This window comes from Burkholderia sp. Bp9004, from assembly GCF_003858025.1.
GTDB classification, from domain to species: Bacteria; Pseudomonadota; Gammaproteobacteria; order Burkholderiales; family Burkholderiaceae; genus Burkholderia; species Burkholderia diffusa.
The window spans coordinates 65862-88395 of sequence record NZ_QTQD01000031.1; the positions used below are offsets into that span (position 1 = coordinate 65862).

Annotated in this window: 19 protein-coding genes; 14 read left to right on the forward strand and 5 right to left on the reverse strand. The window is 67.1% G+C overall.

What is annotated here, in order from left to right:
- Nucleotides 1–92: 92 nt before the first annotated feature.
- The gene (locus DIE08_RS27770; protein ID WP_006760526.1) at nt 93–413 is read right to left on the reverse strand and encodes a hypothetical protein; all 321 of its coding nucleotides are present in this window, start codon (nt 411–413) and stop codon (nt 93–95) included.
- A 425-nt stretch (nt 414–838) separates the two neighbouring features.
- On the opposite strand from DIE08_RS27770, the gene DIE08_RS27775 reads away from it, so the two are divergent.
- Nucleotides 839–1573, forward strand: a complete 735-nt coding sequence (locus DIE08_RS27775) for a peptidoglycan DD-metalloendopeptidase family protein (protein ID WP_124904727.1) — start codon at nt 839–841, stop codon at nt 1571–1573.
- A gap of 48 nt (nt 1574–1621) precedes the next feature.
- Here DIE08_RS27775 and DIE08_RS27780 read toward each other — a convergent pair whose 3' ends face one another.
- On the reverse strand, nt 1622–2260 hold the full coding sequence (locus tag DIE08_RS27780) for a Pr6Pr family membrane protein (protein WP_124621186.1): 639 nt from the start codon (nt 2258–2260) through the stop codon (nt 1622–1624).
- Nucleotides 2261–2491: 231 nt separating this feature from the next.
- Between DIE08_RS27780 and DIE08_RS27785 the strand changes: the two genes are divergently transcribed.
- The 5 genes from DIE08_RS27785 to DIE08_RS27810 all read left to right on the forward strand — a co-directional run bounded on the left by DIE08_RS27785 (nt 2492) and on the right by DIE08_RS27810 (nt 8125).
- On the forward strand, nt 2492–3028 hold the full coding sequence (locus DIE08_RS27785) for a cytochrome b (protein ID WP_124904729.1): 537 nt from the start codon (nt 2492–2494) through the stop codon (nt 3026–3028).
- A 156-nt stretch (nt 3029–3184) separates the two neighbouring features.
- Nucleotides 3185–3553, forward strand: a complete 369-nt coding sequence (locus DIE08_RS27790; protein ID WP_124904731.1) for a DUF2946 domain-containing protein — start codon at nt 3185–3187, stop codon at nt 3551–3553.
- A gap of 83 nt (nt 3554–3636) precedes the next feature.
- Nucleotides 3637–5763 (forward strand): TonB-dependent copper receptor, encoded by a 2127-nt coding sequence (locus tag DIE08_RS27800; protein ID WP_124904733.1) that lies wholly within the window; start codon nt 3637–3639, stop codon nt 5761–5763.
- Between the two features lie 229 nt (nt 5764–5992).
- Nucleotides 5993–7087, forward strand: coding sequence for a triacylglycerol lipase (locus tag DIE08_RS27805; RefSeq protein WP_124904735.1), 1095 nt, complete (start codon nt 5993–5995; stop codon nt 7085–7087).
- A 3-nt stretch (nt 7088–7090) separates the two neighbouring features.
- Entirely contained in the window at nt 7091–8125 is a 1035-nt protein-coding gene (locus DIE08_RS27810; protein WP_124904737.1) for a lipase secretion chaperone, read from the forward strand.
- 9 nt (nt 8126–8134) lie between these two features.
- On the opposite strand, the gene DIE08_RS27815 is transcribed toward DIE08_RS27810, so the two are convergent.
- Nucleotides 8135–9655, reverse strand: coding sequence for a PLP-dependent aminotransferase family protein (locus DIE08_RS27815; protein ID WP_124904739.1), 1521 nt, complete (start codon nt 9653–9655; stop codon nt 8135–8137).
- A 107-nt stretch (nt 9656–9762) separates the two neighbouring features.
- Here DIE08_RS27815 and DIE08_RS27820 point away from each other — a divergent pair, with 107 nt between their 5' ends.
- The 5 genes from DIE08_RS27820 (at nt 9763) to DIE08_RS27840 (ending at nt 15891) form a co-directional block, all read left to right on the forward strand.
- Entirely contained in the window at nt 9763–10854 is a 1092-nt protein-coding gene (locus tag DIE08_RS27820; protein ID WP_059601771.1) for an ABC transporter ATP-binding protein, read from the forward strand.
- 78 nt (nt 10855–10932) lie between these two features.
- On the forward strand, nt 10933–11979 hold the full coding sequence (locus DIE08_RS27825) for an ABC transporter substrate-binding protein (RefSeq protein ID WP_059601773.1): 1047 nt from the start codon (nt 10933–10935) through the stop codon (nt 11977–11979).
- A gap of 102 nt (nt 11980–12081) precedes the next feature.
- Entirely contained in the window at nt 12082–13338 is a 1257-nt protein-coding gene (locus DIE08_RS27830) for an ABC transporter permease (protein WP_174908687.1), read from the forward strand.
- Between the two features lie 46 nt (nt 13339–13384).
- Nucleotides 13385–14221, forward strand: a complete 837-nt coding sequence (locus DIE08_RS27835) for an ABC transporter permease (protein WP_059525632.1) — start codon at nt 13385–13387, stop codon at nt 14219–14221.
- 242 nt (nt 14222–14463) lie between these two features.
- On the forward strand, nt 14464–15891 hold the full coding sequence (locus DIE08_RS27840; protein WP_124904741.1) for an MFS transporter: 1428 nt from the start codon (nt 14464–14466) through the stop codon (nt 15889–15891).
- A gap of 82 nt (nt 15892–15973) precedes the next feature.
- On the opposite strand, the gene DIE08_RS27845 is transcribed toward DIE08_RS27840, so the two are convergent.
- Entirely contained in the window at nt 15974–17713 is a 1740-nt protein-coding gene (locus tag DIE08_RS27845; protein ID WP_124904743.1) for a protease pro-enzyme activation domain-containing protein, read from the reverse strand.
- Between the two features lie 700 nt (nt 17714–18413).
- Between DIE08_RS27845 and DIE08_RS27855 the strand changes: the two genes are divergently transcribed.
- Genes DIE08_RS27855 through DIE08_RS27865 form a run of 3 tightly spaced genes read left to right on the forward strand, consistent with a single transcriptional unit; the run spans nt 18414 to nt 19596 of the window.
- Nucleotides 18414–18737, forward strand: a complete 324-nt coding sequence (locus DIE08_RS27855; protein ID WP_059678780.1) for a helix-turn-helix transcriptional regulator — start codon at nt 18414–18416, stop codon at nt 18735–18737.
- Nucleotides 18737–19168: an SRPBCC domain-containing protein gene (locus DIE08_RS27860; protein WP_124904745.1), complete on the forward strand. Its 432-nt coding sequence runs from the start codon at nt 18737–18739 to the stop codon at nt 19166–19168. The genes DIE08_RS27855 and DIE08_RS27860 overlap by 1 nt, the downstream gene beginning before the upstream one ends.
- Nucleotides 19165–19596, forward strand: a complete 432-nt coding sequence (locus DIE08_RS27865; protein WP_124904747.1) for a DUF1801 domain-containing protein — start codon at nt 19165–19167, stop codon at nt 19594–19596. The genes DIE08_RS27860 and DIE08_RS27865 overlap by 4 nt, the downstream gene beginning before the upstream one ends.
- A 122-nt stretch (nt 19597–19718) precedes the next feature.
- On the opposite strand, the gene acnA is transcribed toward DIE08_RS27865, so the two are convergent.
- Nucleotides 19719–22436, reverse strand: coding sequence for an aconitate hydratase AcnA (gene acnA, locus DIE08_RS27870; protein ID WP_124904749.1), 2718 nt, complete (start codon nt 22434–22436; stop codon nt 19719–19721).
- Nucleotides 22437–22534 lie beyond the last annotated feature (98 nt).

Genomic DNA, 22534 nt, shown 5'->3' on the forward strand with positions numbered 1-22534 from the left:
TGTGCGGCCCGATGCGACCCCACGCAGTACCCGCAGCCCGTCGTTCCGCATCACGGAACGACGGGCTGTTTTCATTGGCGGCACCCGTCGTGTCAATGCAGCGGCCGTGGTCCGCGGCCGATGTCCCGGAACAGCGCGTCGGCCGGCTCCAGCGCCTGCAGCCAGGCCTCGTCGTAGCCGCTCAGCGTATCGAGCGCGTCGCGCAGCCGCTCGATCGCGAGCACCGGCAGCTCGACGCTGTGCCGGGTGGCGCCGCTCAGGTGCGCGACGCTCGCCAGTTGGACGAGTGCGTCCGCTGCTTCGGCGACGTCCGTCGCGAACAACAGGTGCCGGTTGAGCAATTCGACGAGGCCGCTGGAACCGGCGAAATCCTCGGCGTTGAGCTGCACGGACAGAAACGTCGCATTGTTCATGGTTTTCTCCTCGTGATCGCTGGATCGTGCGCTGCACCTCCGAGTATAGGAGGCGGCCGGCAGCGGGGCGGCAGTCATCGGTGCGACACGGCTGGCGGCCGTGGAACCGTGGCCTGAAGCCTCCGGACGCCCCGCGCGATGGGGCTCGCGGCCCGCCGACACGCGTCAGCGATACCGCAAGATTGTTTCCGGATCGGGCGCCTGCCACGGTCCTGTCCACGACAGATGGTATCTTTGACGGCCGGGGCGATACGAAAATGGCGCGAAAAAGGGGCCGATGAGCCCGTTCGCGCCGACGTCCCGCCGTGGAAACTGACGGCCGCGAGAGCGGTCGGATACTGGTTGGTCCGGCCGCCTGGCCGGACATCGTGCGTCGCACGCCGGAGGGCGGTGGGCGGCGCAACGACGCAAATCCGGGAGGACCCTTGAGAAAAACGATTCCGATCCACGATGCACTGGCGCGCTGGTTGCCGCAGGCGGCGCTCGTCGCCGCGGCCGCCGTGCTGACGGGCTGTACGATGACGCCGTGGACCGACAGCTGGCAGCCGGTACGACCGTCGACGCCGGCGTCGGTCGCCACGCCGGGCGTGATTGCCGGCTATTACCGCGTGAATCCGGGCGACACGCTCGCCGGCGTCGCCGCCGCCTACGGGCAGCGCGTTCAGGACGTGGCCAGCTGGAACCACATGTCGCCGAATGATGCCCTGTCGCCCGGCCAGGTGCTGCGCGTCGCGCCGCCGCCTGCCTCGACCTCGCTCGGGCAGGCGCCCGCCGCGGCCGCGCAGCCGGGCTCGCTGGCCTGGCCGGCCACGGGCATGGTCGCCGCGCCATTCGTGGCCGGCAAGACGCGCGGCATCGTGATCGCCGCGACCGGGCCCGACCGTTCGGTGCGGGCCGCGGCAAACGGGCGCGTGGTCTATGCCGGGTCTGGCGTCAAGGCATACGGCCCGCTCGTGATCCTGAAGCACGACAACGGGCTCATCACGGCCTACGGGCACAACGGCAAGCTGCTCGTCAACGAAGGCGACGCAGTGCGTACGGGCCAGCCGGTCGCCGAGATGGGCGCCGACGCGAGCGGTCGCGCGACGTTCGACTTCGAAGTCCGGCAGAACGGCAAGGTCGTCGATCCGATGAACTTCCTGCCGCGCAACGGCGGCTGACGCGCCGCGTCACGACGTGTGCGCCGCGCGGCGCACACGTTCCCGTCTTCACCCTTCCTTGAGCTCCGCGGTGCCCGACTGCCGCGCACGATTGCCGAGCCAGCGAATGCCCAGCGCGAGTCCCGCCGCGCCGAGCGCGATCAGCGAACACTGGATCGCGACCGGCAGGTACCCGTGCGGCCGCGGATCGACGAACGGGTAGGGATACCAGTTCTCCAGCGCGCCGCGCACGAGCGTATAGCCGAGATAGACGACCGGAAAACCGAGCCACGCGAACGCGCTGCGCCACGCGATCGGCGAGCGCGGTTCCACGTACAGCCAGTCGCACAGCACCACGAGCGGCACGATCCGGTGCAGGACCCAGTTGTTGAGGGCCGGCGTGACGTGGCGCAACGCATCGAGCCGGGCGAGCAGCAGTTCGTAGACGATCGCGGTGATCAGCATGTAGAGCACGGCGGCGCCGCGCATCGATTCGTAGCGCGCCGAGCCGGGACGCGTGACACGCGACAGCCCCACGACCAGCATGGCCGAGGCATAGAGGCTGCTCAGTTGCGTGAAGTAGCTGAGGTAGTTGCCGAGATGGACGGCAGGCATGCCCCAGTAGCCTGCGACGCTGTGCAGCGTGGTCGACACCGCGAGCAACGCGGCGATCAGCCTGTAGGCCGCAACGAAGAACGCTTTGCTCATGATGCCCGCGCAACGTCGCACCAAAGCTTCATCGTGCCACAGCCGCGGGCCCGCGCGATTCGGACTTTCCATATGCGGGCCAGTGGACGGGCCGCGCGGATTCCTCGGATATTTGATCCGGTCGCACAACGATGGTTGCGCGTGAGGCTACAATCTGGGCAACCGCCGGGGTGCCGTCAGCCGCGGCGTGTGTCTGCCCCGCATACCACACGAGAAATTTCGAGACACAGCATGAAAAACATCCTCGCGAAACAGACGCGCTACAGCTCACCCGCGATCTTCTTCCACTGGGCCATCTTCCTGCTGGTGGCGTTGGCCTATCTGGCCATCGAGATTCGCGGACCGAAAGGCAGTGACAGTCGCGCGTTCTGGATGAACGTGCACCTGCTGGCCGGTACCTTCGTGCTCGTGCTGTCGGTGCTGCGCGTGCTATGGCGGATGATCAGCCGCGTGCCGGAAGCCATTCCGCAGACGACGCTGCTCAAGTGGATGTCGAAGCTCGCGCATTTCGCGCTGTACGTATTCATCATCGCGCAGCCGCTGCTCGGCATCATGCTGGTCAACATGGGCGGCAAGCCCGTGTCGCTCGACTGGATCGGCGTGTCGTTCACGCTGTTCGGCCCGGACAAGGCGCTGCGGCCGACGATCAAGGAAGCGCACGAACTGATCGGTAACGCGTTCTACTTCGTGATCGGCTTGCATGCGCTGGCCGCGCTTTACCACCACTTCATCCGGCGCGACGACGTGCTGCGGCGCATGGCACCGTGATTGCCGCGCGCTGAAGCCGCGCAGCAGCCGGGGGCGCATGGTTGTATCGACAACCATGCGCCCCCGGTCCGTTTACCGCAATGCGCGACTGGCCATCGCGGCGAACATTCTGTAACATCTCGGCTGCTTTTACATTCCGCTTACGCATCGCCGCGCATGCTGCACCGACATCGTCACCTGACCGCCTGGCTCGGCGTGTTCGCGATCTGGCTCGCGATCGCGGCACCGCTGGTGTCGCAGTGGCGCATCGCGCAGGCAGCCACCCCCGACGCAATCGTCTGCAGTGCAGAACATGGCGCACACCGCGCGCCCGATGCGGGCCGCGCGCACGACCATGCACTGCATCTCGATGCGTGCGGCTATTGCGGCTTCTTCGCGCACAGTCCCGCGATCGGTGGCGCGGCCGCCGTATCGTTCGCCTTCGTCCCCCCTCATGCCGTTTCCGCCACCGCGCCGCATGCGGTCGCGGCACGCGCCGACCGCTATCCGCGCGCGTATCCACGCGCACCGCCCGAGCGCGCCTGACGCGCTGTCTTCCGTTCCATTCATCGCCGATATCCGTGCGGTCTGTCGAGGTCGCGTGGAGGGCGTCACTCGGGCTTTCGATCATGACCATTCTTTCCTTGCGCGCGCCGAGGGCGGCGCGCCATTCCCGTGCGCGGCGCGTGCCGCGCATGCTGAAACTCACTGTTCCCGCGCTGGCCGCCGGCGCGATGACCGCGGCCGCGGCCGAATCCGCGCAGGCCGCCGGTGCGCCGACGGACGACGCGGCCGCGCTGCTGCCGCCCGTCGAGGTCGTTGCGTCGCCGCTGACGACACCGCTCGTCGTCGTCACGGATCCGAAGACGCCGCGCCAGCCGCTGCCGGCGAGCGACGGCGCGGACTACCTGAAGACGATTCCCGGCTTCACGTCGATCCGCAGCGGCGGGACGAACGGCGACCCCGTGCTGCGCGGGATGTTCGGGTCGCGGCTGAACATTCTCGCGAACGGGATGCCGACGCTCGGCGCGTGCCCGAACCGGATGGATGCGCCGACCTCGTATATCGCGCCGGAAAGCTATGACAAGGTCACCGTCGTGAAGGGCCCGCAAACCGTGCTGTACGGTCCCGGCGCATCGGCCGGCACCGTGCTGTTCGAACGCGTGACGCCGCGTTTCGACCGCCCCGGCATGCGCTTCGACGGCAGCCTGGTCGGCGGATCGTTCGGCCGCAACGACCAGAACGTCGACGTGACGGCCGGCACGCCGGATGTCTACGGCCGCGTGACCGCGAACCATGCACATGCGCAGGACTACGAGGATGGCAACGGCAACACCGTGCCGTCGCAATGGGACAAGTGGAACGCGGACGCGGCGCTGGGCTGGACACCCGACGATCACACGCGCGTCGAACTGACGGCGGGCACCGGTGACGGCTATGCGCGCTACGCGGGGCGCGGCATGGATGGCGCGCATTTTCGCCGCGAGACGTTCGGCCTCTCGTTCGACAAGCGGCATCTCGGCGACGTGCTCGACCGGATCGAAGCGCGCGTGTACTACAACGAAGCCGACCACGTGATGGACAACTACACGCTGCGGCAGCCCGACCCGACCAGCAGCATGCCGATGCGAATGGCATCCGAGGTTCGGCGCCGCACGCTCGGTGCGCGGGCGGCCGCGACGTTCCGTTTCGGCGACGACTTCAAGCTCGTGACCGGCGTCGATGCGCAGTCGAACCGGCTCGATGCCCGCTCGGCGATGGGGCGACAGAACTACGGCGACCAGCCGTGGGATGCGCAGGCGACGATGTGGAACGCGGGCGCGTTCGGCGAACTGACGTGGTATGCGAGCGATGCATCGCGCGTGATCGGCGGCGCGCGGGTCGACTACGCGAGCGCGCGCGACAAGCGTACGACGACGAGCGGGATGATGGCGAGCAAGCCGAACCCGACCTTCGACGACGATCGCGCGCGCGTGCTGCCGAGCGGTTTCGTGCGGTACGAGCGCGATCTCGCGGCGCTGCCGGTCACGTGGTACGCGGGGATCGGTCACGCGGAACGCTATCCGGACTACTGGGAGCTGTTCTCCGCGAAGCGCGGGCCGGCCGGTTCGATCAACGCGTTCTCGGCGGTGCAGCCGGAGAAGACCACGCAGCTCGACATCGGCGCGCAGTACAAGAGCGACCGGTTCGATGCGTGGGTGTCGGCCTACGCGGGATATGTGCAGGACTACATCCTGTTCAACTACGCGGCCGGGATGATGGGTCCGACCACGCAGGCGACCAACGTCAACGCGCAGATCGTGGGCGGCGAAGCCGGCGTGTCGTGGCGGCCGGTCGCACCGCTGCGCGTCGAGACGTCGCTCGCGTATGCGTGGGGGCGCAACGCAACGAGCGGCGATCCGCTGCCGCAGATGCCGCCGCTCGAGGCGCGCTTCGGGCTCGAGTATACGCACGGCGCATGGTCGGCCGGCGGTCTGTGGCGAGTCGTTGCGCCGCAGCATCGCTATGCCCTGAACGAAGGCAATGTGGTGGGCAAGGACTTCGGTCCGAGCGCCGGCTTCGGCGTGCTGTCGCTGCATGCGCAGTACAACGTCAGCAAGAAGGTGCAGATCTCGGTCGGCATCGACAACGTGCTGGACAAGGCCTACACCGAGCACCTGAACCTCGCCGGCAACGCGGGCTTCGGCTATCCGGCGAACGCGCCGGTGATGGAGCCGGGGCGCACGGCATGGTTGCGTGTGAGCGCGAAGCTGTAACGCGCGGCGCGTGTGCGCTGCAGCATGCGCACGCGTGAACGCAGCCCCGCCCGAATGGGCGGGGCGCGTCAACCGATTAGAGAACCGTATCTAGTCAGGGCGCAAACGTTCGCGACTCGTGATTCACTCCCGCATTCGACGCACACGTTGCCCGCGACGGTTCGCGACCTGCCGTGCGCGTCGATCCGATCTCATTCGCACCGGCAACACAATAATCAGGAGAACATGCATGGCCAGATCGATGCGTTCCAGGGTGGTGGCAGGGGCAGTGGCTTGCGCGATGAGCGTCGCGCCGTTCGCGGGGACGACCGCGCTGATGACGCTCGCGACGACGCACGCGGCGATGGCGGCAACCGCGCCGGCGGACGACTACGCGACGACGCGTTATCCGATCATCCTCGTGCACGGGCTCACCGGCACCGACAAGTACGCGGGCGTGCTCGAGTACTGGTACGGCATCCAGGAGGACCTGCAGCAGCACGGCGCGACCGTCTACGTCGCGAACCTGTCGGGATTCCAGAGCGACGACGGGCCGAACGGGCGCGGTGAACAACTGCTCGCTTACGTCAAGACGGTGCTCGCCGCGACCGGTGCGACCAAGGTGAACCTGGTCGGTCACAGCCAGGGCGGCCTCACGTCGCGCTATGTCGCGGCCGTCGCACCCGATCTCGTCGCGTCGGTGACGACGATCGGCACGCCGCATCGCGGCTCGGAGTTCGCCGACTTCGTGCAGAGCGTACTCGCCTACGATCCGACCGGATTGTCGTCGTCGGTGATCGCAGCGTTCGTCAATGTGTTCGGGATCCTGACGAGCAGCAGCAACAACACCAACCAGGACGCGCTCGCCGCACTGAAGACGCTGACGACTTCCCAGGCCGCCACGTACAACCAGAATTACCCGAGCGCGGGCCTCGGCGCGCCGGGCAGCTGCCAGACGGGTGCGCCGACGGAAACCGTCGGTGGCAATACGCACCTGCTGTATTCGTGGGCCGGCACGGCGATCCAGCCGACCATCTCCGCGTTCGGCGTGACGGGCGCGACGGATACCAGCACGATTCCGCTGATCGACCCGGCGAACGCGCTGGACCTGTCGACGCTTGCGTTGTTCGGCACGGGCACGGTGATGATCAATCGCGCCTCGGGCCAGAACGACGGGCTCGTGTCGAAGTGCAGTGCGCTGTACGGGAAGGTGCTGAGCACGAGCTACAAGTGGAACCATCTCGATGAGATCAACCAGTTGCTCGGTGTGCGCGGCGCGAATGCGGAAGATCCGGTCGCGGTGATCCGCACGCATGCGAATCGGCTGAAGCTCGCGGGCGTGTGATCGATGACGGCACGTGAAGGACGCGCGCCGCTCGCGCGACGCGTTGCGGTCTACGGCGCGGTGGGGCTGGCGGCGATCGCCGGCGTCGCGATCTGGAGCGGCACGGCATCGCAGCGCGGCGCCGACGCGGTGCATGTGTCGGCCGGCGCGGCAGTGCTCGGCGGCACGAGCGCCGCACCGCCGCAGGCCGCATTGCCCGCGAGCGCGGGACTGCCGCCGCCGCTTGACGGTTCCAGTGCGCCGAGGCTGCCGCTCGATGCCGGCGGCCATCTCGCGAAGTCGCGCGCGGTGCGCGATTTCTTCGACTACTGCCTGACCGCGCGGAGCGACCTGAACGCGGCCGCGCTCGATGCACTCGTCGTGCGCGAGATTGCCGCACAGCTCGACGGCACGGCCGCGCAACCCCAGGCGCTCGACGTCTGGCATCGATATCGCGCGTATCTCGACGCGCTGGCGAAGCTGCCGGAGGCGGGCGCGGTCGACAAGTCCGATCTCGGTGCGTTGCAGCTCGCGCTCGATCAGCGCGCGTCGATCGCGTCGCGCACGCTCGGCGATTGGAGCCAGCCGTTCCTCGGCGCGGAGCAGTGGCGGCAGCGCTACGATCTCGCGCGGCTGAAGATTGAGCAGGACCGCACGCTGACGGATGCGCAGAAGGCGGAGCGGCTCGCGGCGCTCGCGCAGCAGATGCCCGCCGACGAACGCGCGGCACGGAACAAGGCCGACCGGCAGCAGGCCGCGATCGACCAGATCGCGCAGTTGCAAAAGAGCGGGGCGACGCCCGATGCGATGCGCGCGCAACTGACGCAGACACTCGGCCCCGAAGCCGCCGCGCGCGTCGCGCAGATGCAGCAGGACGACGCATCATGGCAGAGCCGCTACGCCGATTATGCGGCGCAGCGTGCGCAGATCGGCGCCGCCGGATTGTCGCCACGGGATCGCGACGCGCAGATCGCCGCACTGCGGCAGCGCATGTTCACGAAGCCCGGCGAAGCGATGCGCGCGGCGTCGCTCGACCGCGGCACGGCTGCCGCGCAGTGACGCACGCGGTCATGCCGCGCGCGTGACGTGTCGCGGCAGATGCTGTTCGATGGTAGCCGCGAGCGTGTCGAACGCGGGCCCGATGCCTTCGTGCGCGACGCACGCATAGCCGAGCAGCAGCCCGCGCCGCGCGGTGTCCAGGCTGCTGTAGTAGCTGGTCAGCGGGCGCACGATCACACCCGCGTCGAATGCGCTTTGCGTGACCGCGCGATCGTCGCACGTGTCGGGCAGGCCGAGCACCAGATGCAGGCCGGCCTCGTCGCCCATCACGGGCAGCGCGTCGCCGAAGCGCGCATGGATCGCATCGATCAGCAATTGCCGGCGCTCGCCGTACAGCGTGCGCATCCGCCTGACATGTGAAGTCAGGTGCCCGTCCATGATGAATTCGGCGAGCACGGCCTGCTGCATCAGCTGGCCCTCGCGATACAGTTCCGACAACCCGGTGCGGAACGTGTCGACAAGATGCTCAGGCACGACCATGTAGCCCATCCGCAGGCCCGGGAACAGCATCTTGCCCAGGCTGCCGACGTAGATCACGCGGCCGCCGTCGTCGAGCCCCTGCAGCGACGCGAGTGGGCGGCTGCCGTAGCGGAATTCGCTGTCGTAGTCGTCCTCGATGATCCAGCAGCGATGCTGGCGCGCGTACTCGAGCAGCATCCGGCGCCGTGCGAGGCTCATCACCATCCCGAGCGGATACTGGTGCGACGGCGTGACAAGCACGAGCCGCGGCGGATGCTGCATGTCGCTCGCGCTCGGATCGATGCCTTCCTGGTCGACCGGCACCGGCGTGAGCGCGAGGCCGGTCGCCTGCAGCACGCTGCGCACGCCCCAGTAGCACGGCTCCTCGACCCACGCACGATCGCCGATGTCCGATAGCAGCCGCACCGCGAGGTCGATCGACTGGTGGATGCCGGTCGTGATGATCACCTGGTCCGGCGAGCATTTGACCGAGCGCGCGACGCGCAGGTAATCGGCGAGCGCACGGCGCAGCGGCCGGTAGCCGCCGCCCGGCGAATAGGTCAGCAATTCGGGATTCGCTTCTTTCCACAGGCGCGCCTGCAGGCGGCTCCATGTCCGGCTCGGGAATTCCGACACATCCGGCACGCCCGGCATGAACGCGCCCCACTGGCGCCGCGACACGCCCGCATGCTCGATCAACTGCCGACCCCGCATCGACAGGCTGCCTTGTGCGTCCTGCTGCGCCGCCGCACCGGCGTCGGACGGCGGCGCGGCGCCCGGCACGCGGATCGCGGCCGCGTCCGGGCGCGTGTCGGCCACGTAGGTGCCGCTCCCGGTCGTCGTCAGCACATAGCCTTCGGCCGTCAGCTGGTCGTACACGTGCAGCACGGTATTGCGCGCGATCGACAGGTCTGCCGCGAGGGTGCGCGAACTGGGCAGCTTTGTCCCTGGCCCTAATTCTCCGGTAAGAATGGCTTGCTGCATCAGTTGCAGCAACTGCCGGTACATCGGCTCGGACGAGCTGCGGTCGAGACGGGCGGAGAGCCAGTCGGCCAGGATCACGGTATCCAAAGTGGTCCTACTAGTAATATTGAAATGGTTCCCTATTGTAGAACCGTACGCACCGTATAGTGGGCCCATCTCAAAAACGTTTGTCGCGCAGCAAGGGGACAGCCACGATGAAGTCCGATGATGTGATCGTCAGCTTTCGCGGCGTGCGGAAGACCTACGACGGGGAGACGCTGGTCGTCAAATCGCTCGACCTCGATATCCACCGAGGGGAATTCCTGACGCTGCTCGGGCCGTCCGGCTCGGGCAAGACCACCTGCCTCATGATGCTGGCGGGCTTCGAGTTTCCGACGGGCGGCGAGATCCGCCTCGACGGCGAACTGCTGAACACCGTGCCGCCGCACAAGCGCAACATCGGCATGGTGTTCCAGAACTACGCGCTGTTTCCGCATCTGACGGTCGAGCAGAACGTCGCGTATCCGCTGTCGGTGCGCAAGCTGCCGGCGGCCGAGCGCGCGGAGCGCGTCGCACATGCGCTGAAGATGGTGCAGATGGAGCGTTTCGCGAAACGCTATCCGGCGCAGTTGTCGGGCGGCCAGCAGCAGCGCATCGCGCTCGCGCGGGCACTCGTGTTCGAGCCGAAGCTCGTGCTGATGGACGAGCCGCTCGGCGCGCTCGACAAGCAGTTGCGCGAACACATGCAGTACGAACTGAAGGCGCTGCACGAGAAGCTCGGCGTGACCTTCGTCTACGTGACGCACGACCAGGGCGAGGCGCTGACGATGTCCGATCGCGTCGCCGTGTTCGACAAGGGCATCGTGCAGCAGCTCGATACCGTCGATCGCCTGTACGAATCGCCGTGCAATGAATTCGTCGCGAACTTCATCGGTGACAGCAACCGGCTGCGCGGCACCATCGCGCGCGTCGACGGCGAATTCTGCGAATTCCGGCTCGACGACGGCACGCAGCTCGTCGGTCGCCGCATCGGCGACGCAGCTGAAGGCGCGCCGGCCGTCGCGTGCATCCGCCCCGAACGCATGAGCCTCGCGAACGGGCACGCGAACGGCACCGCCAACCGCGTGACCGGCGAAGCGCGCAGCCTCATCTATTTCGGCGATCACGTGCGCATGCGCTGCGCGCTGCCGGGCCAGGACGAATGCTTCGTGAAGGTGCCGCTCGGCACGGGCGCGCTCGATGCGTTCTCGCCCGGCGCGCCGGTATCGCTCGCATTCGCGCCCGAGCATCTGCGCATATTCGCCTGACGCAGGGTTTTCCCGCTTTATCGCAGCACGTCGTCAACAACAACTGCCCACTTCCACCACGAGAGGAGAGGAACCATCATGAACGGAGCAAGCTCTACCGCGCGTCGCACCGCGCTCGCACTGGCGCTCGCCGTCGTCGGCGCATCGGCCACCGCGGCCGAACTCACGGTCGTCAATTTCGGCGGCGCGAACGGCGACGCGCAGAAGGCCGCATTCAACCAGCCGTTCGAAAAGGCGACCGGCAACAAGGTCACGGCCGTCGAGTACAACGGCGAGCAGGCGAAAGTGAAGGCGATGGTCGAGGCGAAGCACGTCAACTGGGACGTGGTCGAAGTCGAATCGGGCGACCTGAACCGCGGCTGCGACGAAGGGTTGTACGAGAAGCTCGACTGGTCGAAGATCGCGAAGAAGTCCGACCTGATTCCCGAATCGCCGCAGGTGTGCGGCGTCGGCTTCTTCGTGTGGTCGACCGCGCTGTCGTACAACGCGGACAAGCTGAAGACCGCGCCGACCGGCTGGGCCGATTTCTGGAACGTGAAGAAATTCCCCGGCAAGCGCGGCATGCGCAAGGGCGCGCGCTACAACCTCGAGTTCGCGCTGATGGCCGACGGCGTCGCGCCGAAGGACGTGTACAAGGTGCTCGGCACGAAGGCCGGCCAGGACCGCGCGTTCAAGAAGCTCGACGAGCTGAAGCCGTACATCCAGTGGTGGGAAGCGGGCGCGCAGCCGCCGCAGTTCCTGGTGGCCGGCGACGTCGTGATGTCGACCGCGTACAACGGCCGTATCGACGCCGCGCAGAAGGAAGGCAAGAACCTGAAAGTCGTGTGGAACGGCAGCATCTACGACCTCGACTACTGGGCGATTCCGAAGGGCTCGCCGAACAAGGCGCTGGCCGAGCAGTACATCGCGTACACGCTGACGCCGAAGCCGCAGCAAGGGTATGCGCAGCACATCGCGTACGGCCCCGCGAACGTCGCGGCGATCAAGTCGCTCGACGCGAAGACGCTCGCGAACCTGCCGAACTCGCCGGCCAACGGCAAGAACGCGGTGCTGGAGGACATCGGCTTCTGGACCGACCACAGCGACGAGCTCGAGCAGCGCTTCGCCGCGTGGGCGACGAAGTAACCGCTACTCAGGTGTCCTGATGCAACCTGCCGCGCGGCGCATCGATTGCGTCGTGCGGCATTCCGCCGGATCGAGCCCGGCCGGAGAGAACCGTTGAACACGATGACGATCGCTCCTTCCTCGCCGTCGTCAGCCGCGCTCAAGCGCGAGCTGAAGGCCGCCGAGGCCCGCAAGCGCACGATGGCGTTGCTGCTGATCGCGCCGCTCGCGATCTTCCTGCTGCTCATTTTCGTCGTGCCGATCGGCACGCTGCTCACGCGCGCGGTGCAGAACCCCGAGATCGCGACCGCGCTGCCGAACACGATCGCCGCGCTGTCGGGATGGGACCGCAAGGCGCCGCCGGCCGACGCCGCGTACGTCGCGCTCGCGGCCGACATGACGAAGGTCGCCGACAGCGAGGCGATGGGCGCACTCGCGCGGCGCCTGAACACCGAAATTCCCGGCTACCGCTCGCTCGTCGCGAAGACGGCACGCGCGATGCCGCTGAAAGGCGACAACGACGCGGCACTGACGCCCGCGCAAACGCGCGCGAAACTGATCGACCTCGATTCGCGCTGGGGCGACGTTGCGTACTGGCAGTCGATCGCGAAGAACGGTAGCCAGTTGTCGCCGTTCTACCTGCTCGCCGCGCTCGACCACAAGCAGGACGGCTTCGGGCAGATCGTGCAGGCCGATCCCGATCAGTCGATCTATCTCTCGATCTTCGGCCGAACGTTCGTGATCGGCGTCGCGGTCACGCTGTTCGCGCTGTTGCTCGGCTATCCGCTCGCGTACTGGATCTCGACGCTGTCGGAGCGCCGCGCGAACCTCGTGATGATCCTCGTGCTGATTCCGTTCTGGACCTCGGTGCTCGTGCGCGTCGCCGCGTGGATCGTGCTGCTGCAGAGCGAAGGGCTCATCAACACGGCACTGATCGGCAGCGGGCTGATCTCGCATCCGCTGACGCTGCTGTTCAATCGCGTCGGCGTGTACATCTCGATGACGCACATCCTGCTGCCGTTCATGATCCTGCCGCTCTACAGCGTGATGAAGTCGATCCCGCCGACATACCAGCGCGCGGCCGTATCGCTCGGCAGCCATCCGTTCGCCGCCTTCTGGCGCGTGTACGTGCCGCAGACCTATCCGGGCGTCGGCGCCGGCGCGCTGCTCGTGTTCATCCTGGCGATCGGCTACTACATCACACCCGCGCTGCTCGGCGGGCCGAACGACCAGATGGTCAGCTACTACGTCGCGTACTTCACGAACGTGACGATCAACTGGGGCATGGCGTGCGCGCTCGGCGGGCTGCTGCTCGCGGCGACGCTGGTGCTGTATGCGGTGTACGGGCGCTTCACGCGCACCAACGTGAGCCTCGGCTGAGCGGTCGAGCAGCAATACGCAACGAAACGGGAAGGGGATGCCGACCATGAAACTCGCCAGGCCGCTGTTCGCGCCGCACATGTCGTTCGTCGAGCGCGCGTGGTATGTCGCGCTACGTGTGCTCGTCGTGCTGACGCTGCTGTACCTGATCCTGCCGGTGCTTGCCATCGTGCCGCTGTCGTTTTCATCGAGCACGTTCCTCGTCTATCCGATTCCGGGCTTCTCGATGCGCTGGTACGAGAATCTGATCGCGTCGGACGAGTGGCGGATGGCCGCGAAGAACAGCTTCATCGTCGCGCCGTCGGCGACCGTCGTCGCGACCGTGCTCGGCACGCTCGCCGCGATCGGCCTCACGAAGGCGGACTTCCGCGGCAAGGGGCTCCTGATGGCCGTGCTGCTGTCGCCGATGATCGTACCCGTGGTCGTGGTCGGCGTCGGCATGTACCTGTTCTTCGCGCCGCTCGGCCTCGCGAATACCTACACGGGGCTGATCGCCGCGCACGCGGCGCTCGGCGTGCCGTTCGTCGTGACGACGGTGGCCGCGACGCTGCAGGGCTTCAACCAGAACCTGGTGCGCGCGAGCCTGTCGCTCGGCGCGAATCCCGTCACGACGTTCTTCCGCGTGACGCTGCCGGTGATCGCGCCGGGCGTGATGTCGGGTGCGCTGTTCGCGTTCGCGACGTCATTCGACGAAGTCGTCGTCACGCTGTTCCTCGCGGGCGCGGACCAGACGACGCTGCCGCGCCAGATGTTCACCGGCATTCGCGAGAACATCAGCCCGACGATCGCCGCGCTCGCAACGATCCTGATCATCTTCTCGACGAGCCTGCTGCTCGCGCTCGAATGGCTGCGCGGACGCAACGCGCGACGCGCGGTGTCTTGACGGCCGGAACCGCAGCGGCCGCCGTATCGTCGATCGTTGCGGTCTCAACGATGCCGCGCACTCGACGCGGCGCACGGAAGCTTTCGTTTCGCTGACTGGCGACGCGGTTGCCTGCACGCTCGATGAGGCTCTGCAACAATACGGCTCGCGACACCGCGCGTTCCGTTCTTGCAGCAGGGGGCGCCCGGTGCCGCGCCGCTCAATCCGCGACGCCGCGCGTCGCTCGTCAGCCGAGCCTCATCTTGTCCGAATTTGCATCCCCTGCCGGCGCCCGGGAGCCGGCCGTCAACTGGCGCGCGATGTCCGCCGTGCTGCTGGCCGTCGCGCTCGCGACGCTCGACACGGCAATCGCGAACACCGCGCTGCCCGCGATCGCCACCGACCTGCACGCGTCGCCGGCCGCGTCGGTGTGGATCATCAACGCCTACCAGCTCGCGATGGTCGCGACGCTGCTGCCGTTCGCGTCGCTCGGCGACATCGTCGGTCACAAGCGCGTGTATGTCGCGGGCCTCGTGGTGTTCACGCTCGCGTCGCTCGGCTGCTCGCTCGCGGCGACGCTGCCGCAGCTGACAGCGGCGCGGATCGTGCAGGGCTTCGGCGCGAGCGCGATCATGAGCGTGAACGTCGCGCTGATCCGCAACCTGTTTCCCGCGCACCGGCTCGGGCGCGGCGTCGGCTTCAACGCACTGGTCGTCGGCGTGTCGTTCGCCGTGGGGCCGACGATCGCGTCGCTGATCCTGTCGGTGGCGGCCTGGCCGTGGCTGTTCGCGGTGAACGTGCCGCTCGGCGTGCTCGCGCTTGCCGTGGCGATTCCGTCGCTGCCGCAGACGGCGCGCGGCAAGCATGCATTCGATCCGCTCGCCGCGCTGTTCAACGTGATCACGTTCGCATCACTGATCTTCGCGCTCGGCGAATTCGCGCAGCGCGGGCCGCTGTCCGTCGTGTTCGCGGCTGCCGCGGTCGCGGTCGCGTTCGGGTCGCTGCTGATCCGCCGCCAGGCCGGGCACCCGGCACCGATGCTGCCGGTGGACCTGTTCCGCCGGCCGGTGTTCACGCTGTCCGCGCTGACGGCCGTGTGCGCGTTCGCCGCGCAGGGGCTCGCGTTCGTATCGCTGCCGTTCTACTTCGAAACCGTGCTGCATCGCGACGCGGTGGAGACTGGCTTCCTGATGACGCCCTGGTCGGCGATCGTCGCGCTCGCCGCACCGATCGCGGGCCGGCTGTCCGATCGTTATCCTCCCGGATTGCTCGGCGCGATCGGGCTCGCACTGCTGAGCGCGGGAATGGTGTCGCTCGCTGCGCTGCCGGCGGCGCCGAACGTCATCGACATCGGCTGGCGGATGATGCTGTGCGGCGCGGGCTTCGGCTTCTTCCAGTCGCCGAACCTGAAGGCGTTGATGTCGAGCGCGCCGCCCGAGCGCAGCGGCGGCGCGAGCGGCATCATCGCGACCGCGCGGCTGATCGGGCAGGCGACCGGCGCGGCGCTCGTCGCGCTGTCGTTCGGGATCGCCGGGCGTCACGGGCCGACGCTCGCGCTGATGCTCGGTGCGGGCTTTGCCGGCGCCGCGAGCGTCGCGAGTGGGCTGCGGCTCTTCGCGCCGTCGCATCGGGCCGGCGCGCCGGTCGCATCGGTCGCGGTGACGCCGGCGAAGGAGCGTGCGACGGAGTAGCGCTCCGTGCGCGACCGCTGCCCGAGAGTTTCCCGGCCGGCGCACGGCAAACCACCGCCGCGCGCCCGCCTTCGCATCACGCTCAGAAGCCGCCCGTCTGGATCAGCTTGTTGAGGTTCGCGATGTTCAGGCTGCCGAAGCCGGTCGTCAGATCCCAGCCGGTGCCTGCGTTGTAGCCGTACCCCTGATAGCCGTTGTTCCCCGACACGACGTCATAGCGCACGAGCGACGGGTTCGACGGAATGTCCGCATAGAACTTGCCGGCCGGGAAGCCGAGACCCGTGCCGTTCGCCGCGAGCAGACGCGCCCAGAAACCGGTGAAGATCGGCGCGGCGAGGCTCGTGCCGCCGATCTGCTGCAGCTGGCCATAGTTGTAGATGTACGCGCCCGTGCTTTGCGCGGCGTCGAACGACACGTCGGGCAACTGACGATTGCTGCCCGACTGCCACGCCGGTGCCGGCAGGACCGTGCTGACGCCGCCGCCCGTGGCCCACAGCTTGCCGTTCCCGTCGAGGCCTTCGTTCCACACCGTTTCGTTCGAGAATGCGCCCGCCGACGTGGTGTACAGCGTCGTGCCGCCGATCGCGAGCACGTGCGGCGACGCGGCCGGCCACGACACCGTGTAGTTCGCGCCGTCCGGATAGCCGCGGTTGTTGCACTCGTACACGCCTTCGTCGCCCGACGATACCGAGAATGTCTGGCCCTGCGCGGCAGCCGTCGTGAAGATCTGCTCTTCGGCGTCGATCGTGCCGTCCGCGTTCGCGTCGGTTTCGCACCAGCCGAGCGACACGTTGATCACCTTCGCGGTGTTGTCCGACACAGCGCGGTTGAACGCTTGCGTGAGGCCCGTGTTGCCTGAGGCGTTCAGGTCCGCCATGTAGAACACCAGCTTGCCGACCTGGCCGCCGGCCGAGCCCACGATCGACTGGCTGTCGAGATCCCATTCGCCCTGGCCGTCCTGGTCGTCGCTGTAGCTGCCGCTCGTGCCGGTGCCGTTGGTCTTGACGGTCTGGGTCGTGACCGTGCCGTAACCGTTGCTCGACGTGAACTGCTTCAGGTCCTGCAATGTCTGCGACACGCCGCCGATCGTGATGATGCCGACAGTCACGCCGGCCGCGGTCGGCACGCCGGTCGCGTTGTAGAGGCCCGGGAATTCCTTCGGATAGTGGCCGGTGGCCGTGCCGGCCGCGAGCGCCTGCGGCTTCGCCACGTTGCCGATGCGCAGCATCGGATGCGCACGCGCGACGTTCTGCAGCCCGAGCACCGAACCGACGACGTCGCCGAGCGCGCGTGGCACCTGGGCGGTCGATGCGTTCGCGAAGCCCGAGCGGCCCGCGTACTGGAAGTGCACGAGCGACGTGTTGAACGCGGTCTTCACCGTTCCTGCCGTGCCGCGCGCGGACACCAGCAGCCGGTTCGGCGCCACTTCGATGTTCACGAAGCCGCTCTTGCGCAGATAGTCGACGACCGACTTCACCTGCGCGTCGGTCGGCGCGTAGCTGGCGAGGAACTGCTCGTGCGTCAGGTACTGGCGGTAATGCGCGTTGCCGGGCCGGTTCACGTCGTGCGCGAGCTGCTTGAGCTGCGCGGCATTGCGCAGCTTCAGGCTGACGACGACGTCGGTCGTCTCGCCGGCCGCGAGTTCGAGCGACGGCGCCGCGCTGCGCGCCATCAACTGCGGGCCGGTCAGAAAGGCCTTCGTGTGGGTATCGACCCAGTCCGTCGTCGCGTGTGCGGCGCCGGCGGCGAGCACGAGCGGCCACACGCATGCAAGGCGGCGGGGCGACGGAAGGGGCAGGGCAAACCGGGCGTTCCTTTTCATCGGGAGTCCTTTTTAGGAGAGACGACGTTGCTGGAGCCCCCGGCCCTTGTGGGGCCGCGAGCGGTGACGAGCGTAGGGCGTCGGTGCGGTTCCGGTAGCTGCCAGTTTCCATAGCTGTCAGTTCTGACATCGGCGTGTTCGCGCGCATGCGCCGGCGTCATCGGTACACGCGGCATCGATGCCGGCAAAGGGAACCGGTTCGCGACGCGATCGCGCTGCGGTCGACGACGTTTGCACGCACGACTCGTTCGTTGCGGTATCGGAATGCGCGCGATTGCGGAGCGAATCGCCGCGAGAGCGCTTCGCGTGCGATCGGGCGCGGGTGCGCCGCGCGTTGCACTATGTGGTCAGACGCCGCCATGATGGCAACGCGACGCCGCCGCGACGCGCGGATGCACAAAAAAGGGGCCGGTCGATCGCGAGCGTTTCCCGAACTGTGGAACAGCCCGTAGCCGAGTCTTGCAGCGTGCTTTCGGTTCGCGGGTCATGTGAGCGGATTAGAGGAAATACTCGAATGCGCACGATGGCGCCGACTCGGCGCGCGCCGGATGTCCATCGCGAGCCGGTTCGTTGCCGCGCGGCTCGCTCCGGCGAACGAGCGCGCTGCGGGATCGAACGATGTCGCAGCGAAACGCCTCCTTGACGCGTTTCGTTCGGCGGCTATTCTTCAATCCATAACCATCGGGTTATTGATTCGAACATGCAAAGCGCTCACGACATGCTTTTCAGGACACTTGCCGATCCGACGCGCCGCGCGCTCTTCGAGCGGCTGTGCGAGGAGGGCGAGTTGACGGTCGCCGCGCTCACGGCCCATGCAGGCGTGTCGCAGCCGGCGGTATCGAAGCATCTGGGCGTACTGAAGCAGGCCGGGCTCGTGAGCGACCGTCACGAAGGCCGGCAGACGCACTACAGCGCGCAGCCGCAGGCGCTGACTCCGTTGATCGACTGGACCAGCCAGATGGCCGGCTTCTGGCAGACCCGGTTCGACGCCCTCGAAGATCTGCTCAAAAGGATGGATCAGTAATGAACCAGGCCACTACCGAAACGCGCTCCGTCGTCGTCGAACGGGAACTGTCGCATCCGCCGGAGAAGATCTGGCGTGCGCTTACGCAACCGCACCTGATCGAGGCGTGGCTGATGCAGAGCGACTTCGAGCCTGTCGCGGGGCGCGCATTCAGCTTCCGCGCGGACTGGGGTTCGGTCGATTGCACGGTGCTGACGATCGAGCCGCAGCGCGTGCTGTCCTATACATGGGCCGCGTATGGCCTGGAAAGTGTCGTCACGTGGACGCTCACGCCGACGCCGGGTGGCACGCTGCTGCGCATGGAGCAGGCCGGCTTCCGCGCGGATCAGGAACAGGCGTATCGCGGCGCGCAGCACGGCTGGGTGCGGTTCTTCGAATCGCTCGAACAGGTGCTGGCGCGGCCCGATGGAGAATCGGAGGCCGGGGCATGAGCGCATCGGACCTGGAGCCGTCGGCACGCATCGACGCGCTGATCGCGGGAATCACCGACTGGCGAGGCAAGACGTTCGCCGAGCTGCGCGAGACGATCCTTTCTGCCGAAGATGGCATCGTCGAGGAATGGAAATGGATGGGCAGCCCGGTGTGGTCATGCGACGGGATGATCGCAGTCGCGAATGCGCACAAGGGCAAGGTGAAGCTGACGTTCATGCACGGCGCACAGCTGCCCGATCCCGGCGGGCTGTTCAATGCGGGCCTCGAAGGCAATGCGCGGCGCGCGATCGATTTCCTCGAAGGCGACCGGATCGACAAGCGGGCGCTGAAGGCCCTCGTGCGCGCGGCGATCGAATACAACCGCACCCACCTGAGGAAGAACACGCGAGGAGCGGGCGCGAAGGCGCGCGGCGAAAAGGCGGCGTGACACGCCGGACACGCGACGGCATCGCGTAGCGAGCAGGCAAAAAAAGCCCGACACGAGGTCGGGCATCCAAATCGGCCGCAACCGCCCGCGAGGCGGCTGCGGCACCTGCAACAGCAGGGCGCTTACGCTGCGAGCAGCGAGCGCAGCACGAACGGCAGGATACCGCCGTGCTTGTAGTAGTCGACTTCGATCGGCGTATCGATGCGCAGCAGCACCGGTACGCGGGTCGCTTCGCCGTTCTTGCGGTGGATCACGAGCGTGACGTCCTGCTGCGGCTTGAAGTCGTCGCCGAGGCCTTCGATGTCATAGGTCTCCTCGCCGGTGATGCCGAGCGACTGGACGCTGTCCGAGCCCTTGAACTGCAGCGGCAGCACGCCCATGCCGACCAGGTTCGAGCGGTGGATCCGCTCGAAGCTGCGTGCGATCACGGCCTTCACGCCGAGCAGTTGCGTGCCCTTCGCGGCCCAGTCGCGCGACGAGCCCGTGCCGTACTCTTCGCCCGCGAACACGACGGTCGGCGTGTCGGCCGCGACGTACTTCATCGCCGCATCGTAGATCGACAGTTGTTCGCCGCTCGGCTGATGAATCGTCAGGCCGCCTTCGACGCGCGTGCCGTCGGCCTTCACCGGGATCATCAGGTTCTTGATCCGGACGTTCGCGAACGTGCCGCGCATCATCACGTCGTGGTTGCCGCGGCGCGAGCCGTAGCTGTTGAAGTCGGCCTTCTGCACGCCGTTTTCCTTCAGCCACTTGCCTGCCGGCGAGTCTTCCTTGATCGAGCCTGCCGGGCTGATGTGGTCGGTCGTGACCGAGTCACCGAAGATGCCCAGTGCGCGCGCGCCCTTGACCGTCGGGATCGAATCCGCCGGCTCCATCGAGAAGTCGTTGCCGAAGAACGGCGGCTCGGCGATGTAGGTCGACTTCGGCCAGTCGTAGACCTGGCCCGTTTCGCCCTCGATCTTGCTCCAGAGGTCGCCCTTCTTGGTCAGCTTCGAGTAGTTGTCCTCGAACTTCTTCGGGTCGAGCGCGAACTTGAGCAGCGCGTGGATTTCATCGCTCGTCGGCCAGATGTCGCCGAGGTAGATGTCGTAGCCGTCCTTGCCCTTGCCGACCGGCTCGGTCATCAGGTCGCGCGTGATGTTGCCGGCGATCGCGTAAGCGACGACCAGCGGCGGCGACGCGAGGAAGTTCGCGCGGATGTTCGGGTGGATACGTGCTTCGAAGTTGCGGTTGCCCGACAGCACCGCAGCCGCGACGATGTCGTTTTTCGTGATTGCTTCATTCAGTTCCGGCGTCAGGTCGCCCGCGTTGCCGATACAGGTCGTGCAGCCGTAGGCGGCGACTTCGAAGCCGAGCTTCGCGAGGTAGGGCAGCAGGCCCGTCTTCGTCAGGTATTCGGTGACGATGCGCGATCCCGGCGCGAGCGACGTCTTGATGTGCGGCGCGACGGTCAGGCCGGCTTCGACGGCCTTCTTCGCGAGCAGGCCGGCGGCCAGCAGCACGCTCGGGTTCGACGTGTTCGTGCACGACGTGATCGCGGCGATCAGCACGTCGCCGTTCTTCACGTCGACGCCGTTGCTCGTCGTGTACTGCGCGTTCAGGTCGTCCGCCTTCTTCGCGAAGCCGTTTTCCGCGACCGGCTTCGAGAACAGGTCGGTGAACGTCGACTTGACGTTGCCGATCTCGATGCGGTCCTGCGGGCGCTTCGGGCCGGCCAGCGACGGGGCGACCGTTGCCAGGTCGAGCGTCACCGTCTTCGTGTAGTCGATGTCGCCGGCCTTCGGAATGCCGAACAGCTTCTGTGCCTTGAAGTAGTTTTCGAACGCGGCGATTTCGGCCTTCGTGCGGCCCGTGCCTTCGAAGTAATCGATCGTTTTTTCGTCGACCGGGAAGAAGCCCATCGTCGCGCCGTATTCCGGCGCCATGTTGCCGATCGTCGCGCGGTCCGGCAGCGACAGCGACTTCGTGCCTTCGCCGAAGAACTCGACGAACTTGCCGACGACCTTCTCCTTGCGCAGCATTTCGGTGATCGTCAGCACCAGGTCGGTGGCCGTCACGCCTTCGCGCAGCTTGCCCTTCAGCTCGACGCCGACGACGTCCGGCGTCAGGAAGTACACCGGCTGGCCGAGCATGCCGGCTTCCGCCTCGATGCCGCCCACGCCCCAGCCAACCACGCCGATGCCGTTGATCATCGTCGTGTGGCTGTCCGTGCCGACGAGCGTGTCCGGGTAGTACACGGTGTCGCCGCCGTCCGCCTTCTTGTGGACGCCGCGCGCGAGATACTCGAGGTTCACCTGGTGGACGATGCCGACGCCCGGCGGCACGACCTTGAACGTGTCGAACGCCTGCATGCCCCACTTCATGAACTGGTAGCGCTCGTTGTTGCGCTGGAATTCCAGCTTCATGTTCAGGTCGAGCGCGTCCTTCTGGCGGAAGTAGTCGATCTGGACCGAGTGATCGACGACGAGATCGACCGGGACCAGCGGCTCGATCTTCTTCGGGTTCTTGCCCGAACGCTCTGCCACACCACGCATGGCCGCGATGTCGGCGAGCAGCGGCACGCCCGTGAAGTCCTGCAGGACGACGCGCGACACCACGAACGGAATCTCGTCGACGCGCTTCGCGGTCGGCTTCCAGTTCGCGAGCTGCTCGATGTGTTCTTCGGTGATCTTCTTGCCGTCGTAGTTGCGCAGCACGGACTCGAGCACGATACGGATCGACACCGGGAGGCGCTCGATCTTCGTCTTCAGTTCCTTGCCGAGCTGCGGCAGCGAGTAGAACTTGCCTTTGCCGGAACCGCTGTCGAATTCCTTGAGGGTCTTGTGGAGATTGTGGGCCATGGTGATTTTCCTGGGTTTAAGGCTAGGAAACAAAGAGTCCTGTAGATGACCTGGGGGCTGTTTGCGGATGAAACGGACATGCGTTGCCCCGAGAAAGG